The sequence below is a fragment of the Azotobacter vinelandii CA genome (assembly GCF_000380335.1).
In the GTDB taxonomy this organism is placed as follows: Bacteria; Pseudomonadota; Gammaproteobacteria; order Pseudomonadales; family Pseudomonadaceae; genus Azotobacter; species Azotobacter vinelandii.
Genome location: NC_021149.1, coordinates 4,840,813 through 4,856,757 on the forward strand (window position 1 = coordinate 4,840,813; position 15,945 = coordinate 4,856,757).

Sequence of the window (15,945 nt, forward strand, 5' to 3'; positions counted from 1 at the left end):
TTCCTCCCAGGAGGCCCCCATGGAACCCTTCATCTACCGCGACGGCACGCTGTTCGCGGAAGGCGTGGCGCTGTCCGCCATTGCCGCACGCTTCGGCACCCCCACCTACGTCTATTCCCGCGCCCATATCGAGGAGCGCTACCGCGCCTATGCCGATGCCCTGGCCGGCATGCCGCACCTGGTTTGCTTCGCGGTCAAGGCCAACTCCAACCTCGCCGTGCTGAACCTCCTGGCGCGCCTCGGCGCCGGCTTCGACATCGTCTCCCGCGGCGAGCTGGAACGCGTGCTGGCCGCCGGCGGCGACCCGGCCAGGGTGGTGTTCTCCGGGGTCGGCAAGACCCGCGAGGACATGCGTCGCGCCCTGGAGGTCGGCGTGCACTGCTTCAACGTCGAGTCCGACGTGGAGCTGGAGCGCCTGCAGGAGGTCGCCGCCGAACTCGGCGTGAAGGCGCCGGTGTCGCTGCGCGTCAATCCGGACGTGGATGCCCAGACCCATCCCTACATTTCCACCGGACTCAAGGAAAACAAATTCGGCATCGACATCGAGCAGGCCGAGGAGGTCTATGCCCGCGCCGCCGAGCTGCCCAACCTGGAAGTGCTCGGCATCGATTGCCATATCGGCTCGCAACTGACCACCCTCTCGCCCTTCCTCGACACCCTGGACCGCCTGCTGCTGCTGGTCGACCGCCTGGCCGCGCGCGGTATCGTCATCCGCCATCTGGACCTCGGCGGCGGCCTCGGCGTGCGCTACCGCGACGAGCAGCCGCCGGCGCCCGGCGACTACATCGCCGCGGTGCGCGAACGCATCGAAGGCCGCGCGCTGGCCCTGGTGTTCGAGCCCGGTCGCTCGATCGTCGCCAACGCCGGCGTGCTGCTGACCCGCGTGGAATACCTCAAGCACACCGAGCACAAGGACTTCGCGGTGATCGACGCGGCGATGAACGACCTGATCCGCCCGGCCCTCTACCAGGCCTGGATGGATGTGGTTCCGGTCACCCCCCACGGCGGCGAGGTCTGCAGCTACGACTTGGTCGGACCGGTCTGCGAGACCGGCGACTTCCTCGCCAAGGACCGCGAGCTGGCCCTGGTCGAGGGCGATCTGCTGGCCGTGCGCTCGGCCGGTGCCTACGGCTTCGTCATGAGTTCCAACTACAACACCCGCGGCCGTGCCGCCGAGGTGCTGGTGGACGGCGAGCGGATGCATCTGATTCGCCGCCGCGAAACCATCGAGGATCTCTATGCCGGCGAAAGCCTGCTGCCCAACTGACACGGAGGCAGGCATGCTGCTGCGTTTCACCAAGATGCACGGCCTCGGCAACGACTTCATGGTCATAGACCTGGTCACCCAGCACGCGCACATCCAGCCCAAGCACGCCAAGCAGTGGGGCGACCGCCATACCGGCATCGGCTTCGACCAGTTGCTGATCGTCGAACCGCCGAGCCGGCCGGATGTGGACTTCCGCTACCGTATCTTCAACGCCGACGGCTCGGAGGTGGAACAGTGCGGCAACGGCGCGCGCTGCTTCGCCCGCTTCGTGCTCGACAAGCGCCTGACGGTGAAGAAGCGCATTCGCGTGGAAACCAGGAGCGGCGTCATCGAACTGGACGTCCGCCCGGACGGCCAGGTCTGCGTCGACATGGGCCCGCCACGCCTCGAACCGAGGGAAATCCCCTTCCAGGCGGAGAACGCCGCCCTCGACTACCAGGTCGAAGTCGATGGCTGCGAGGTCGAACTCGCCGCGCTGTCCATGGGCAATCCCCATGCGGTGCTGCGCGTGGAGAACGTCGAAAGCGCACCGGTGCACGAGTTGGGGCCTAAACTGGAGCATCATCCGCGCTTTCCGCAGCGGGTCAACGTCGGTTTCCTCCAGGTCGTCGACCGCCAGCACGCCAGGTTGCGCGTCTGGGAGCGTGGCGCCGGCGAAACCCAGGCCTGCGGCACCGGTGCCTGTGCGGCGGCGGTAGCGGCGATCCGTCAGGGCTGGATGGACTCGCCGGTGCTGGTCGACCTGCCCGGTGGCCGGCTGTCCATCGCCTGGGCCGGCCCGGATCAGTCGGTCATGATGACCGGCCCGGCGGTGCGCGTATACGAAGGCCAGGTACGTCTATGAGGATGTAGCAAAAATGAGTGAGCCGCTCCAAGAGCCCGTCGACGCCACGGCCGTCGCAGAATTCCTGCGCCGGAATCCGCGGTTCTTCCAGGGACGGGAAGAACTGCTGGCGGAAATGCAGGTCCCCCATCCGAGCGGCGCGGCGGTATCGCTGGTGGAGCGCCAGTTGGGACTGCTGCGCGAACGCAACCACGAGTTGCGGGAACGCCTGGGACAGTTGATGGACGTGGCCCGCGACAACGACCGCCTGTTCGAGAAGACCCGGCGCCTGGTGCTCGACCTGCTCGACGCGACCAACCTGGAGGAAGCGGTCGGCCTGGTCGAGGACGGCCTGCGCCACGAATTCCAGATCCCCTTCGTCGGGCTGATCCTGTTCGGCGAGAACGCCAGCCCGGCCGGCCGCTGGGTCGATACCGAGGACGCCCTGCAGACCATCGGCGGCCTGCTGGCCTGCGGCAAGCCGATGTGCGGCGTGCTGCGCAGCCACGAACTGGGCTTCCTGTTCGGCGAGGAACGTCGCCCGCAGATCGGCTCGGCCGCCGTGGCTGCCCTCGACCACCAAGGCCTGCACGGCGTGCTGGCGGTCGGCAGTCCCGATCCGCAGCACTACAAGAGCAGCCTCGGCACCCTCTTCCTCGGCTACATCGCCGACGTCCTCGCCCGGCTGCTGCCGCGCCTGGCCAACAGCCCGCTGCGCCCGGTCCGTTAGGGCATGCAGGCCGATCTCGACGCCTTCCTCGACCACCTGCGCAACGAGCGCCAGGTGTCGCAGCATACCCTCGACGGTTACCGCCGCGACCTCGCCAAGGTTCACGCCCATTGCGAACGGGAAGGACTGGACGCCTGGAGCGCGCTGGACGCCGGCCGTCTGCGCCGGCTGATCGCCAGGCTGCACCTGCAGGGTCACTCCAGCCGCAGTCTGGCGCGCCTGCTCTCGGCGCTGCGCGGCTTCTACCGCTACCTGCTGCGCGAGGGCCGCTGCCGGCACGATCCCGCCGCCGGCCTGAGTCCGCCCAAGGGCGAGCGCCGGCTGCCGCGCACCCTGGACGCCGACCGCACCCAGCAATTGCTCGACGGCGCCGTCGAGGACGACTTCATCGCCCGCCGCGACCAGGCCATGCTCGAACTCTTCTACTCTTCCGGCCTGCGCCTTTCGGAACTGGTCGGCCTGGACTTGGATCGCCTCGACCTGGCCGCCGGCCTGGTGCGGGTGCACGGCAAGGGCAACAAGGCCCGCGACCTGCCGATCGGCAGCAAGGCGCGCGAGGCGCTGCGGGCCTGGCTGTCCTTGCGGGCACAGGCGCGTCCGGCCGACGGCGCCCTGTTCGTCGGCCGCACGGGGCGCCGCCTGACCCCGCGCGCCGTACAGTTGCGGGTACGCCAGGCCGGCGTGCGCGAACTCGGCCAGCATCTGCATCCGCACATGCTGCGCCACAGCTTCGCCAGCCATCTGCTGGAGTCCTCCCAGGACCTGCGCGCCGTGCAGGAACTGCTCGGCCATGCCGATATCGCCACTACCCAGATCTATACCCATCTCGATTTCCAGCACCTGGCGGCGGTCTACGACCAGGCCCATCCGCGGGCGCGCCGTCGCAAGGACGACACCTCATGAGCATCCGCCTGATCACCTTCGACCTCGACGACACCCTGTGGAACCTCGCCCCGGTCATCGAAAGCGCCGAAGCCGAACTGCGCGACTGGCTGGGCCGCCATGCGCCGCTGCTCGGCGCGGTACCGGTCGAACACCTGCAGCCGATCCGCGCCCGCCTGGTCGAAGGCGACCCGTCGCTCAAGCACCGCATCAGCGAACTGCGCCGCCGCGTGCTTTCGCATGCCCTGGAAGAGGCCGGCTATCCCGCGCCCGAAGCCCGCGAACTGGCCGGACTGGCCTTCGAGACCTTCCTCGCCGCGCGCCACCGCATCGAGTTCTTCCCCGAGACGCGGCCGACCCTGGCAATCCTCGCCGACCGCTACCGCCTCGGCGTGCTGACCAACGGCAATGCCGATGTGCGCCGGCTGGGCCTGGCCGACTATTTCCACTTCATCCTCTGCGCCGAGGATCTGGGCATCGGCAAGCCCGACCCGCAGCCCTTCCATGAGGCCCTGCGGCGCGGCGGAGCGAGTGCCGAAGAAACGGTGCACATCGGCGATCATCCCGACGACGACATCCAGGGCGCCCAGCGCGCCGGTCTGCGCGCGATCTGGTATAACCCCGGCGGCAAGCCCTGGAGCCACGCGGGAACACCGGATGCGCAGATCGCCAGCCTGGCGGAGCTGCCGGCGCTGCTCGGCCGCTGGCAGGCCGGCTGACGGCCCGTGCCCGGGCCCACTCCCAACGTGTTCCGCGCCTGGGCTGTGCCCAGCCGTTACCGCCTGCTGCCAGCGGCTCTGGTGCTGGTCGCCGGCAGCCTCGCCGGGGGCATCCAGCCCGTCGGCCTGCTCGTCGGCATCCCGTTCGCCGCCTGGGTGCTCCAGGCCCGGCAGCATCTGGCGCAGGGTCCCTGGCTCGCCGGCACGCTGCTCGCCGGCCTGGCCCTGGCCGCCCACCTGCTGCCCGGCTTCACACCGCTGTGGCTCGCCGAACCCCGTCGATTCAGCCCCGATGCGCCGCCCTACGGCGTGCGCCTGTCATGGGACAAACTGCTGCTCGGCGCCACCCTGCTCGGCTGGTGGTGGACGGAGTCCGCCGGGCGTTACCGCGCCGGGACGCAAGCGAGCCGAGCCTGGATCTGTACCCTGGCGACGCTGCTCGGCGTACCGGCTTTGGCCCTGGCCATCGGCCTGGTGGCCTGGCAGCCGAAATGGCCCGCCGAGCTGCCGGTCTGGCTGGCGGTGAACCTCGGCGTGACGGTACCGACCGAGGAACTGCTGTTCCGCGGTCTGCTGCAGGGCGCGCTGGTACGGCGTTTCGGCCCGGCCCGGGGCATCGCGCTGGGCGCCGTCCTCTTCGGCCTGGCCCATGCGCCCTTCGGTCTGCCGTTCGCCCTGCTCGCCGGCGTGGCCGGGCTCGGCTACGGTGGGGTCATGCAGTGCTCCGGACGGCTCGGTGCGGCCGTGCTGCTGCACGGAGCGGTCAACCTGCTGCACGTCCTGCTGCTCAGCTACCCATTGCGCCTGGACTGAGGACATGAAAAAGGCGGCCGGGGATTGCTCCCGGGCCGCCCTTGCGCCACCAACCGGCCGAGAGGCTCAGATGGGGCGACTGCCATACTTGTTGTCGGGCTTCTTCGGTGGGTCGGCGACCACGTTCGGCTCGACCTCCTGCACCTTGCCGCCACGTGCCAGGAATTCCTCCATGGCCCTCGCCAGCGCTTCGCGGTCCTTCTGCTTGGCCTCGATGCTGGGCATTTCCTCGGCTTCCGGCGCATTCTTGGACTTCTTGCCGGAAGCCGCCACTCGATCGCTACCGTCGTCCTCCTCGCCAGCCGCTTCGTCGGCGGCACTCAGCTCTTCGCCTTCGTCCTCCTCTCCCGCCTCCAGCTCTTCCTGTTCCAGTTCTTCATCGCTCATGTTCGACCTCACGACTTGGGTACAGCATGTTGGTTATAGTCCCGCCAGCGATCGCCTGGACCCTGGCCCACGGACGTTGCAAATCTGATGGGCGATCCCTGCTCTGAGAGCCCCGCCGAAAAAATCAGTTCCCCCGGCCCTGCAGCGTGGCCAGGACACGACGGGCACCGCCCTGATCACGGTGCTCGCCGAGATAGATTCCCTGCCAGGTCCCCAGCGCGAGACGCCCGGCCGTCACCGGCAGGAGCAGTTGACAGCCGAGCAGGCTGGCCTTGAAGTGCGCCGGCAGATCGTCCGGCCCCTCGTAGTCATGCTCGTAGCCGCCCTCGCCCTGGGGCACCAGACGGTTGAAGAAGCGCTCGAAATCGCGCCGTACCGCCGCATCGGCATTCTCATTGATCGTCAACGAGGCCGAGGTGTGCTGCAGCCAGAGGTGCAGCAGTCCCACCCGGCAGGAGGCCAGCTCCGGCAGACCGACGAGGATCTCCTCGGTCACCAGATGGAAACCGCGTGGCCGTGCCCGCAGAATGACGGTCGTCTGTTGCCACATCCGCCTCAGCTCCTGAATCGTGCCGCGGGAATTCTAGCGCGGCACGGAAAAAAGCAAAGGGCGCCCGAGGCGCCCTTTTGACGGCTGCTCCCCTGGATGGGAGCGAGGCCGCGGCGGGAACGGCGGCCGGCTAGCCGCCCTCCCGACACTCAGAGGTTGTAACCGCGCTCGTTGTGCAGGGAGAGGTCGAGACCCATGGTTTCTTCCTCTTCGCTGATGCGCAGGCCTATCACCCGCTCGATCGCCTTGAGGATCACGAAGGTGGCGACGCCGGTGTAGATCACGGTGAAGAGCACGCCCTTGATCTGGATCCACAGTTGGCTGGCGATACTGTCGATTTCGCCGAAACCGCCCAGGGCCGGAGCCGCGAACAGGCCGGTCAGCACCGCGCCGACGATGCCGCCGACACCGTGCACGCCGAAGGCGTCGAGAGAATCGTCATAGCCGAAGCGGCGCTTCACGGCAGTGGCGCAGTAGAAACAGATCGAGCCGGAAGCCAGGCCGATCACCAGGGCGCCCATCGGGCCGACGGTACCGGCGGCCGGGGTGATGGCCACCAGGCCGGCGACCACGCCGGAGGCGATGCCCAGGGCGCTCGGCTTGCCGTGGGTCAGCCACTCGGCGGCCATCCAGGCCAGCGCGGCGGCGGCGGTGGCGATCTGGGTCACCAGCATGGCCATGCCGGCGGTGCCGTTGGCGGCGATCGCCGAGCCGGCGTTGAAGCCGAACCAGCCGACCCAGAGCATGGCCGCGCCGACCAGGGTGTAGCCGAGGTTGTGCGGGGTCATGGCGACTCCGGGGTAGCCCTTGCGCTTGCCCAGCACCAGGCAGGCGACCAGGCCGGCGACACCGGCGTTGATGTGCACCACGGTGCCGCCGGCGAAGTCGAGCACGCCCCAATCCCACATCAGCGCGCCGTTGCCGCTCCAGACCATATGGGCGATCGGTGCGTAGACCAGCAGGAACCAGGCCGACATGAACACCAGCATCGACGAGAACTTCATGCGCTCGGCGAAGGCACCGGTGATCAGCGCCGGAGTGATGATGGCGAAGGTCATCTGGAAGGTGATGAAGACGCTTTCGGGAAAGGTGCCGACCAGGCTGTCGGTGGTCAGGCCACTGAGGAAGGCCTTGTCCAGACCGCCGACGAAGGAACTGAAGTTGAGCACCCCCTCCTCCATGCCGGCGGTGTCGAAGGCCAAGCTATAACCGAACAGGACCCAGAGCACGCTGATCAGGCCGGTGATGGCGAAGCATTGCATCATCACCGAGAGCAGGTTCTTCGAACGCACCATGCCGCCGTAGAACAGCGCCAGGCCGGGAATGGTCATGAACAGCACCAGCGCCGTGGCGGTCAGCATCCAGGCGGTATCGCCCGAATCCAGCGTAGCCTCCTGGGCGCTGGCCATGACGGGCAGGAAGAGGGAAGAAAGGGCAGCAAGCCCTGCGCCTTTGCGCAGCGTCATTGATTATTCTCCTGGGGCGGGGGGATCGTGGGCTCAGATCGCGTCGGTGCCGGTTTCGCCGGTACGGATGCGGATGGCTTGTTCCAGATTGACGACGAAAATCTTGCCGTCACCGATCTTGCCGGTGTTGGCGGCCTTGGTGATGGCCTCGATGACATGGTCGAGCTGACTGTCCTCGATGGCCACGTCGATCTTCACCTTGGGCAGAAAGTCGACTACGTATTCCGCACCCCGGTACAGTTCGGTATGGCCCTTCTGCCGGCCGAACCCCTTGACCTCGGTAACGGTGATGCCCTGCACCCCAATCTCCGACAGCGATTCGCGTACGTCGTCCAGCTTGAACGGCTTGATGATGGCAGTGACTAGCTTCATGAAACATATCTCCGTGTAAGTGGACTTGCCCCAGGAATAAACGATCCCGATTCAAGTTTAAGCGCAGTGTTCGGCTTTCGCGTGACCGCCTCTGACCGGCCCGCTCGACGGCATCCGTGTCTGGCCAACGCCTCGGAGTGCCATGTCTTCGCAAAGGCAAAAATCATACCGCCATCGACAAACGGCCAAAACCCCTATCGTCGACGTGGTTATGGATCTTTCGCCGGATGGGGCGCGAAAAGATGTCGCACCCACCCGACGCACGGGCACATGCTCCCCCGCACGAAAACCGTGCGCGCACGGCCCGACAGCCCTGTCGACGGCCCGTGTTACACTGCCGGCCGACTGATTCCGGAACCGCACCATGCTGCCGCCCAAAGCCCTGTTCGACACCCTCAGCACCCATGCTTCCCGCCTGCTCGGCGGCGAGACGCCGCTCCCGCCCCGGGAACTCGAAGCCCAGCTCAAGGCCTTGCTGCAGAGCGCCTTCAGCAAGCTCGATCTGGTCAGCCGGGAGGAGTTCGACAGCCAGATGGCAGTCCTCGCCCGCACCCGCGCCCGTCTGGAAGCCCTGGAAGCCAAGGTCGTCGAACTCGAGACGCGCCTGGGCAAACAGCCCCCCGCCCCGCCCGCGGCCTGACCGCGCGGGGAATGCGATCAAGGAGAGATCCATGTCCCTGGCCATCGTCCACAGCCGCGCCCAGGTGGGCGTCGAGGCGCCCGCCGTCACCGTGGAGGCGCACCTGGCCAACGGCCTGCCGGCGCTGACCCTGGTCGGCCTGCCGGAAACTGCGGTCCGCGAGAGCAAGGACCGCGTGCGCAGCGCCATCCTCACCTCCGGCTTCGATTTTCCGGCACGGCGTATCACCCTCAACCTGGCGCCCGCCGACCTGCCCAAGGACGGCGGACGCTTCGACCTGGCCATCGCCCTCGGCATCCTCGCCGCCAGCGAGCAATTGCCCGCGGGGTCGCTGGACGGCCTGGAATGCCTGGGCGAACTGGCCCTCTCCGGCGGCCTGCGCCCGGTCCGGGGCGTGCTGCCCGCCGCGCTGGCCGCGCGCGCCGCCGGACGCACCCTGGTGGTGCCGCGGGCGAACGCCGAAGAGGCCAGCCTGGCGTCGGGCCTGAACGTGCTGGCGATCGACCACCTGCTGGAACTGGCCGCCCACCTGAACGGCCGGACCCCGCTCGCGCCCTACCGGTCCAGCGGCCTGCTGCGACAGACGCTTCCCTACCCCGACCTCGCCGAGGTGCAGGGCCAGGCTGCGGCCAAGCGCGCCCTGCTGGTGGCGGCGGCAGGAGCCCACAACCTCCTGTTGAGCGGGCCGCCCGGAACCGGCAAGACCTTGCTGGCCAGCCGCCTGCCGGGCCTGCTGCCGCCTTTGGACGAACGCGAGGCGCTGGAGGTGGCGGCGATCCATTCGGTGGCCGGCAGCGCGCCACTCGCCGCCTGGCCGCAGCGGCCGTTCCGCCAGCCCCATCACAGCGCCTCGGGACCGGCGCTGGTCGGCGGCGGCAGCCGGCCGCGCCCCGGCGAGATCACCCTGGCGCACCAGGGCGTGCTGTTTCTCGACGAATTGCCCGAATTCGACCGCAAGGTGCTGGAAGTGCTGCGCGAGCCCCTGGAAAGCGGCGAAATCGTCATCGCCCGGGCCAGCGACAAGGTGCGCTTTCCGGCGCGTTTCCAGTTGGTGGCGGCGATGAACCCCTGTCCCTGCGGCTATCTGGGCGACCCCGCCGGCCGCTGTCGCTGCACCCCGGAGCAGATCCAGCGTTACCGCGCCAAGCTGTCCGGCCCGCTGCTCGACCGCATCGACCTGCACATCGGCGTCGCCCGCGAGGCCACCGCCCTGGGCGCGCCGCGCCTGGACGGCCCGGACAGCACCGGCGCCGCCGCCCAGGTGGCGGCGGCGCGCAACCTGCAACTCGCCCGCCAGGGCTGCCCCAATGCCTTCCTCGACCTGCCCGGTCTGCACCAGCACTGTGCACTGAGCGACGAAGACCGCCAGTGGCTGGAGCGCGCCTGCGAACGCCTCGGCCTGTCGTTGCGCGCCGCCCACCGCGTCCTCAAGGTGGCACGCACCCTGGCCGATCTGGAGGCGCTGCCGGGCATCGCCCGCGCCCACCTGGCCGAAGCGCTGCAATACCGGCCGGCGGCGCATGCCTGAAACAGCGAGCGCGCCATTCGACGCCATCGGACGCCTCCCGAACCCACCAAGCCACGCGCACAGGAAACCTGCCATGCTCACCACACTGGCCGTCGCCAACTATCGCTCGCTGCGCGAGCTGATCGTGCCGCTCGGCCGTCTCACGCTGATCACCGGGGCCAACGGTAGCGGCAAGTCCAACCTCTATCGCGCATTGCGACTGCTGGCCGAAGCGGCGCAGGGCAGGCTGGTGGCCTCGCTGGCCCGCGAAGGCGGCCTGCCAGCCACGCTCTGGGCCGGACCGGAACGGATCGGCCGGGACGTGCCCCGGAACCGGCAAGCGCTGGAAGGGACGGTGCGCCAGAAGCCAGTGAGTCTGCGCCTGGGCTTCGCCAGCGAGGACTTCGGCTACTGCATCGACCTGGGCCTGCCCACGCCGCAAGCGGGCGAAAGCCGGGCACGGCCGAAAAGCGCCTTCGCCCTGGACCCGCAGATCAAGCGCGAATGCATCTGGGCCGGCCCCGTGGCGCGGCCGGCGGCGCTGCTGGTGGAGCGCAGCGGCGCGCTGCTGCGCGGACGCGACGAGCGCGGCGCCTGGCAGGTGCTGCTGGAACACCTGCCGGCCTTCGACAGCCTGTTCACGGCCTTCGCCCATCCACCGAGCGCGCCGGAGCTGTTCGAGCTGCGCGAACGGCTGCGCGGCTGGCGTTTCTACGATCATTTCCGCAGCGACGCGGATGCGCCGGCGCGCCAGTCATGGATCGGCACCCATACTCCGGTGCTCGGACACGACGGCGCCGACCTGGCGGCGGCCTGGCAGACCATCCGCGAGATCGGCGATCCCGGGGCGCTGGACGCGGCGGTGGAAGATGCCTTCCCCGGCGCGCGGGTGGAAGTGACCCAGCAACAGGGCCGCTTCAGCCTGCTCATGCAGCAGCCCGGCATGCTGCGACCGCTGCAGACGGCGGAGCTGTCCGACGGAACCCTGCGCTACCTGCTGTGGATCGCCGCCCTGCTCAGCGCCCGACCGCCGGCACTGATGGTCCTCAACGAGCCGGAAACCAGCCTGCACCCGGACCTGCTGCCCGCCCTCGCCCGTCTGATCGCCAGGCTCGCCGGACATACCCAGGTCCTGGTGGTATCCCACGCGCCCCGGCTGATCGCCGCCCTGGAGCGGCATCCCGAATGCAATGCCCTGTGGCTGGAAAAGGATGGCGGCGAAACCCGCGTCGCCGGCCAGCGTCTCCTCGATGCCCCTGCCTGGCACTGGCCCGGCCGCTAACGATTCAGGGCTTCGTACAGATAATCGGTGAAGGCGCGAATCAGCGCCGAAGTCTGACGGTGCTGCGGGTAGACCGCGTAGACCTTCGCCGGCGGCCCCTGGAAGGCTTCGAGCACCGGCAGCAGCGTGCCGGCGGTCAGTTCCGGGCCGACGATGAAGGTCGGCAGCCAGGCCAGGCCCAGCCCGGCCAGGGCGGCGTCGCGCACCAGTTCGCCGTTGTTGACCCGGTAGCGGCCACGCACCTCGACGCGCTCGGGCCGGCCGTCGCGCCAGTAGGTCCAGACCACCAGCTTGCCATGGCCATAGAGCAGGCAATCGTGCTCGCGCAGCGCCTCCGGCGTCTGCGGCGCGCCACGCCGTTGGAGATAGGCGGGGCTGGCGCAGGTGACCATCCGCAGCGGAGCCAGGGCGCGGGCGATCAGCGTGGAATCGGCCAGTTCGCCGATGCGCACCGCCATGTCGTAGCCCTCTTCGAGCAGGTCGACCCGCCGGTCGCTCAGTTCCAGTTCGACGGCGACCTCGGGATAGCGCTCGAGAAAGCCCGGTAACAGGCGGCCCAGGTGCAGGGTGCCGAAGGACATGGGCGCCGACAGGCGCAGCGTGCCGCGCGGCGTCGCCCGCTGCTGCAGGATGGCCTGCTCGGCCTCCGCCACGTCGTCGAGAATCCGCCGGGCCCGCTCGCAGTAGAGCGCGCCCAGCGGGGTGACGGCGAGCCGGCGGGTCGAACGGTTGAGCAGACGCGCGCCGAGGCGCGCCTCCAGGCCCATCAGCCGGCGGCTGACGAACTGCTTGGACAGCCCCAGCGCCTCGGCCGCGGCGGTGAAACTGCCGCCGTCCACCACGGCGACGAACAGGCGCATGTCTTCGAGCTGGTTCATTGTCTCTCCCAAGTGGACGATTTGACGCCTTACGGCATCTTAATCGAATCCCGAAGAGACATTAATCTGTACTCACAGCGCAAGACACTGCCTCATCAACCCGGAGACACCGACATGACTTTCTCGCTCCCCACCAACCTCCACAACGCCACCACCCTCACCGGCCGCGCCCTGCTCGCCTCGCTGTTCCTCGTCAGTGGCCTGGGCAAGGCCACCGCCCCGGCCGCCACGCTCGGCTACATCGGCAGCATTGGCCTGCCCTTCCCCGCGCTGGCCCTGGCGGCCGCGCTGGTGGTCGAACTGGGCTTCGCCACGGCGCTGCTGCTCGGTTACCGCACCCGCCTGGTCGCCTTCGTCATGGCCGGCTTCAGCATCGCGACGGCCCTGATGTTCCACAACCAGTTGGGCGACCAGAACCAGTTCATCCACTTCCTGAAGAACCTGGCGATCGCCGGCGGCCTGCTGCAGGTGGCCGCCTTCGGACCCGGCGCCCTGAGCCTGGATGCCCGCAGCGGCCGCCGCGTCGCTCAGGCCTGAAAACCACCCGCCCGGCCCCGGCCGGGCCCCATTCGACCGAGGAGCCCCTCATGAGCACGACCGAACTGCGCCGCGCCAACGAACGAGGCCGGGCCGACCACGGCTGGCTGCAATCGCGCCACAGCTTTTCCTTCGCCGATTATCACGATCCCGAACAGATCGGCTTCTCCGACCTGCGAGTGATCAACGACGACCGCGTCGCCCCCGGCCAGGGCTTCGGCCGCCACCCGCACCGGGACATGGAAATCCTCTCCTACGTGCTCGACGGCGCCCTGCAGCACCGGGACAGCCTGGGTAACGGCTCGGTGATCCGCCCCGGCGACATCCAGTTGATGCGCGCCGGCAGCGGCATCGCGCACAGCGAGTTCAACGCCTCGGACCGCGAGCCGGTGCACTTCCTGCAGATCTGGATACTGCCGGACACCAGGGACCTGGCGCCGGGCTACCAGCAGAAGCACTTCGCCAGTGCGGACAAGCGCGGCCGGCTGTGCCTGATCCTCTCGCCGGACGGTGACCGGGGTTCGCTGCGCATCCATCAGGACACCCGGGTATACGCCGGATTGTTCGACGGCGCGGAACGGGCCGAACTGGAACTCGGCGGGCAACGCCACGCCTATGTGCATCTGGCACGCGGTGCGCTGAACGTCAACGGCCAGCGTCTGGAGGCGGGCGACGGCCTGCGCGTCCGCCACGCCGAACGGCTGGAGTTCGCCGCCGGCGAACAGGCCGAGGTACTGGTCTTCGACCTGCGCCCGAACGAGTTGCCGCAGCGGCCGTGAACGGCGGCGGGCCGGCGATCCGGACGGCGGGCCGCTCCCGCCGAAGGTCCGGCCGGGACTGCTAGAATGCCCGGCCGTCCCGTCTCGCGAGGCCCGCCATGTCCCGACTCAATCCCCGCCAGCAGGAAGCCGTGACCTATGTCGGCGGCCCGCTGCTGGTGCTCGCCGGCGCCGGCTCCGGCAAGACCAGCGTGATCACCCGCAAGATCGCCTATCTGATTCAACACTGCGGCATCCAGGCCCGCCACATCGTCGCCATGACCTTCACCAACAAGGCCGCCCGCGAGATGAAGGAGCGCGTCGGCAGCCTGCTGCGCGGCGCCGAGGGCAAGGGACTGACCGTCTCCACCTTCCACAACCTCGGCCTCAACATCATCCGCAGGGAACACGCGCGACTCGGCTACAAGCCCGGCTTCTCGATCTTCGACGAGGGCGACATCAAGACCCTGGTCGCCGACATCATGCAGAAGGAATACGCCGGCGACGACGGCGCCGACCAGGTGATCCAGCAGATCGGCGCCTGGAAGAACGACCTGATCCTCCCCGACGAGGCCCTGTCCCGCGCGCGCAATCCCCGCGAGCAGAACGCCGCCATCGTCTACCTGCACTACCAGCGCACCCTCAAGGCCTACAACGCGGTCGACTTCGACGACCTGATCCTGCTGCCGGTGAAACTCTTCGAGAGCCAGCCCGAGGTGCTGGAGAAATGGCAACAGCGCATCCGCTACCTGCTGGTCGACGAATACCAGGACACCAACGCCAGCCAGTATTTGCTGGTGAAGCTCCTGGTCGGCATACGCCACCAGTTCACCGTGGTCGGCGACGACGACCAGTCGATCTATGCCTGGCGCGGCGCCCGCCCGGAAAACCTGATGCAGTTGAAGTCGGACTACCCCTCGCTGAAGGTGGTGATGCTCGAACAGAACTACCGCTCGACCAGCCGCATCCTGCGCTGCGCCAACGTGCTGATCGCCAACAATCCCCACGTGTTCGACAAGCAGTTGTGGAGCGAGATGGGCCACGGCGACGAGATCCGCGTGATCCGCTGCCGCAACGAGGAGGCCGAGGCCGAGCGGGTGGCCATGGAGATCCTCACCCTGCACCTGAAGACCGGCCGGCCCTACAGCGACTTCGCCATCCTCTACCGCGGCAACTACCAGTCGCGGCTGATGGAAATGAAACTGCAGCACCACCAGATTCCCTACCGCCTCTCCGGCGGCACCAGCTTCTTCGCCCGCCAGGAAGTGAAGGACCTGATGAGCTACTTCCGCCTGCTGGTCAACCCGGACGACGACAACGCCTTCCTCCGGGTGATCAACGTGCCGCGCCGCGAGATCGGCTCGGCGACCCTGGAAAAGCTCGGCCAGCATGCCGGCGAGCTCAACCTCTCGTTGTACGAGGCCGCCGGCGACCCGGCGCTGGCCGGCCACCTGGACGGCCGCTACTGCGAGCGCCTGGCGCGCTTCGTCCGCTGGATGGATGGCGTGCGCCGGCAGTGCGCGCAGAACGACCCGATCGCCGCCCTGCGCAGCATGGTGATGGACATCGACTACGAGAACTGGCTCCGCCAGAACGCCTCCAGCGACAAGATCGCCGATGTGCGCATGGGCAACGTCTGGTTCCTCGTCGAAGCACTGAAGAATACCCTCGAAAGGGACGAAGACGGCGGGATGACCATCGAGGAAGCCATCGGCAAGCTGGTCCTGCGCGACATGCTCGAGCGCCAGCAGGAGGAAGAGGAAGGCGCCGAGGGCGTACAGATGCTCACCCTGCACGCCTCCAAGGGCCTGGAATTTCCCCATGTGTTCATCATCGGCGTGGAGGAGGAAATCCTCCCCCACCGCTCCAGCATCGAGGCCGACACCATCGAGGAGGAGCGCCGCCTGGCCTACGTCGGCATCACCCGCGCTCGGCAGAATCTGGTGCTGACCTTCGCCGCCAGGCGCAAGCAGTACGGCGAGATCATCGACTGCGCGCCCAGCCGCTTCCTCGCCGAACTGCCGCAGGACGACCTGATCTGGGAAGGCCAGGAGGACGCGCCGGTGGAAGCCAAGGCAGCACGAGGCAAGAGCGCGCTGGCCGATATCCGGGCGATGCTCAAGCGCTGAGAGAGCCCTCTCCGTTCCGCCCGCCTCGGGCAGCCGGCGGCGCCTGACGGGCTGGCCCCCATGCCCGGCCGGGTCATCGCCCGGCGCCCTTCGAGGACTTTTGCCCCGCCCGGCGGTCGGATCGAATGATGGCCGCGGCCATCGCCCGTACCCGTATTCCAGTCCGAGGGGCTGGAAGCCCCGGCAATCCCCCTTTTTGCAAGGA

The 15,945-nt window shown here is 68.5% G+C and carries 17 protein-coding genes; 12 read left to right on the top strand and 5 right to left on the bottom strand.

The features are described 5' to 3' along the window. The first annotated feature begins 19 nt into the window (after positions 1-19). Genes lysA through AVCA_RS21810 form a run of 6 tightly spaced genes read left to right on the top strand, consistent with a single transcriptional unit; the run spans position 20 to position 5,234 of the window. Positions 20-1,267 carry a diaminopimelate decarboxylase gene (lysA, locus tag AVCA_RS21785; protein WP_012703236.1) on the top strand — a complete coding sequence of 416 codons (1,248 nt, stop codon included), beginning with the start codon at positions 20-22 and terminating at the stop codon, positions 1,265-1,267. Positions 1,268-1,280: 13 nt separating this feature from the next. Then, complete coding sequence (gene dapF / locus AVCA_RS21790) at positions 1,281-2,111, top strand: diaminopimelate epimerase (protein ID WP_012703237.1); 831 nt, start codon at positions 1,281-1,283, stop codon at positions 2,109-2,111. Between the two features lie 13 nt (positions 2,112-2,124). Further along, a complete protein-coding gene (locus AVCA_RS21795; protein WP_012703238.1) occupies positions 2,125-2,820 on the top strand; it encodes a DUF484 family protein in 696 nt (231 codons plus the stop codon). A 3-nt stretch (positions 2,821-2,823) separates the two neighbouring features. After that, positions 2,824-3,723: a tyrosine recombinase XerC gene (xerC, locus tag AVCA_RS21800; protein WP_012703239.1), complete on the top strand. Its 900-nt coding sequence runs from the start codon at positions 2,824-2,826 to the stop codon at positions 3,721-3,723. Further along, the gene (locus tag AVCA_RS21805; protein ID WP_012703240.1) at positions 3,720-4,421 is read left to right on the top strand and encodes an HAD family hydrolase; all 702 of its coding nucleotides are present in this window, start codon (positions 3,720-3,722) and stop codon (positions 4,419-4,421) included. Before xerC ends, AVCA_RS21805 begins: the two co-directional genes overlap by 4 nt. A gap of 45 nt (positions 4,422-4,466) precedes the next feature. Then, positions 4,467-5,234 carry a CPBP family intramembrane glutamic endopeptidase gene (locus AVCA_RS21810; protein WP_012703241.1) on the top strand — a complete coding sequence of 256 codons (768 nt, stop codon included), beginning with the start codon at positions 4,467-4,469 and terminating at the stop codon, positions 5,232-5,234. 66 nt (positions 5,235-5,300) lie between these two features. Here the strand turns inward: AVCA_RS21810 and sutA are convergent, their stop codons facing one another. The 4 genes from sutA to glnK form a co-directional block, all read right to left on the bottom strand. Next, a complete protein-coding gene (sutA, locus tag AVCA_RS21815; RefSeq protein WP_012703242.1) occupies positions 5,301-5,621 on the bottom strand; it encodes a transcriptional regulator SutA in 321 nt (106 codons plus the stop codon). 124 nt (positions 5,622-5,745) lie between these two features. Continuing rightward, the gene (locus AVCA_RS21820; protein WP_012703243.1) at positions 5,746-6,171 is read right to left on the bottom strand and encodes a secondary thiamine-phosphate synthase enzyme YjbQ; all 426 of its coding nucleotides are present in this window, start codon (positions 6,169-6,171) and stop codon (positions 5,746-5,748) included. 149 nt (positions 6,172-6,320) lie between these two features. Next, on the bottom strand, positions 6,321-7,637 hold the full coding sequence (locus AVCA_RS21825; protein ID WP_012703244.1) for an ammonium transporter: 1,317 nt from the start codon (positions 7,635-7,637) through the stop codon (positions 6,321-6,323). Positions 7,638-7,670: 33 nt separating this feature from the next. Next, positions 7,671-8,009, bottom strand: a complete 339-nt coding sequence (gene glnK, locus AVCA_RS21830) for a P-II family nitrogen regulator (RefSeq protein WP_012703245.1) — start codon at positions 8,007-8,009, stop codon at positions 7,671-7,673. A gap of 364 nt (positions 8,010-8,373) precedes the next feature. Here glnK and AVCA_RS21835 point away from each other — a divergent pair, with 364 nt between their 5' ends. From AVCA_RS21835 to AVCA_RS21845, 3 genes are all read left to right on the top strand, one after another. Continuing rightward, positions 8,374-8,649 carry an accessory factor UbiK family protein gene (locus tag AVCA_RS21835; RefSeq protein ID WP_012703246.1) on the top strand — a complete coding sequence of 92 codons (276 nt, stop codon included), beginning with the start codon at positions 8,374-8,376 and terminating at the stop codon, positions 8,647-8,649. 31 nt (positions 8,650-8,680) lie between these two features. Beyond that, a complete protein-coding gene (locus tag AVCA_RS21840) occupies positions 8,681-10,177 on the top strand; it encodes a YifB family Mg chelatase-like AAA ATPase (protein WP_012703247.1) in 1,497 nt (498 codons plus the stop codon). A 73-nt stretch (positions 10,178-10,250) separates the two neighbouring features. Next, complete coding sequence (locus AVCA_RS21845) at positions 10,251-11,438, top strand: AAA family ATPase (protein ID WP_012703248.1); 1,188 nt, start codon at positions 10,251-10,253, stop codon at positions 11,436-11,438. On the opposite strand, the gene AVCA_RS21850 is transcribed toward AVCA_RS21845, so the two are convergent. Continuing rightward, positions 11,435-12,316 carry a LysR family transcriptional regulator gene (locus tag AVCA_RS21850; protein WP_012703249.1) on the bottom strand — a complete coding sequence of 294 codons (882 nt, stop codon included), beginning with the start codon at positions 12,314-12,316 and terminating at the stop codon, positions 11,435-11,437. The genes AVCA_RS21845 and AVCA_RS21850 overlap by 4 nt on opposite strands. Positions 12,317-12,430: 114 nt before the next feature. On the opposite strand from AVCA_RS21850, the gene AVCA_RS21855 reads away from it, so the two are divergent. From AVCA_RS21855 to rep, 3 genes are all read left to right on the top strand, one after another. Then, entirely contained in the window at positions 12,431-12,853 is a 423-nt protein-coding gene (locus AVCA_RS21855) for a DoxX family protein (RefSeq protein ID WP_012703250.1), read from the top strand. 50 nt (positions 12,854-12,903) lie between these two features. Continuing rightward, a complete protein-coding gene (locus AVCA_RS21860) occupies positions 12,904-13,632 on the top strand; it encodes a pirin family protein (protein WP_012703251.1) in 729 nt (242 codons plus the stop codon). 98 nt (positions 13,633-13,730) lie between these two features. Then, entirely contained in the window at positions 13,731-15,740 is a 2,010-nt protein-coding gene (gene rep / locus AVCA_RS21865; RefSeq protein ID WP_012703252.1) for a DNA helicase Rep, read from the top strand. Positions 15,741-15,945 lie beyond the last annotated feature (205 nt).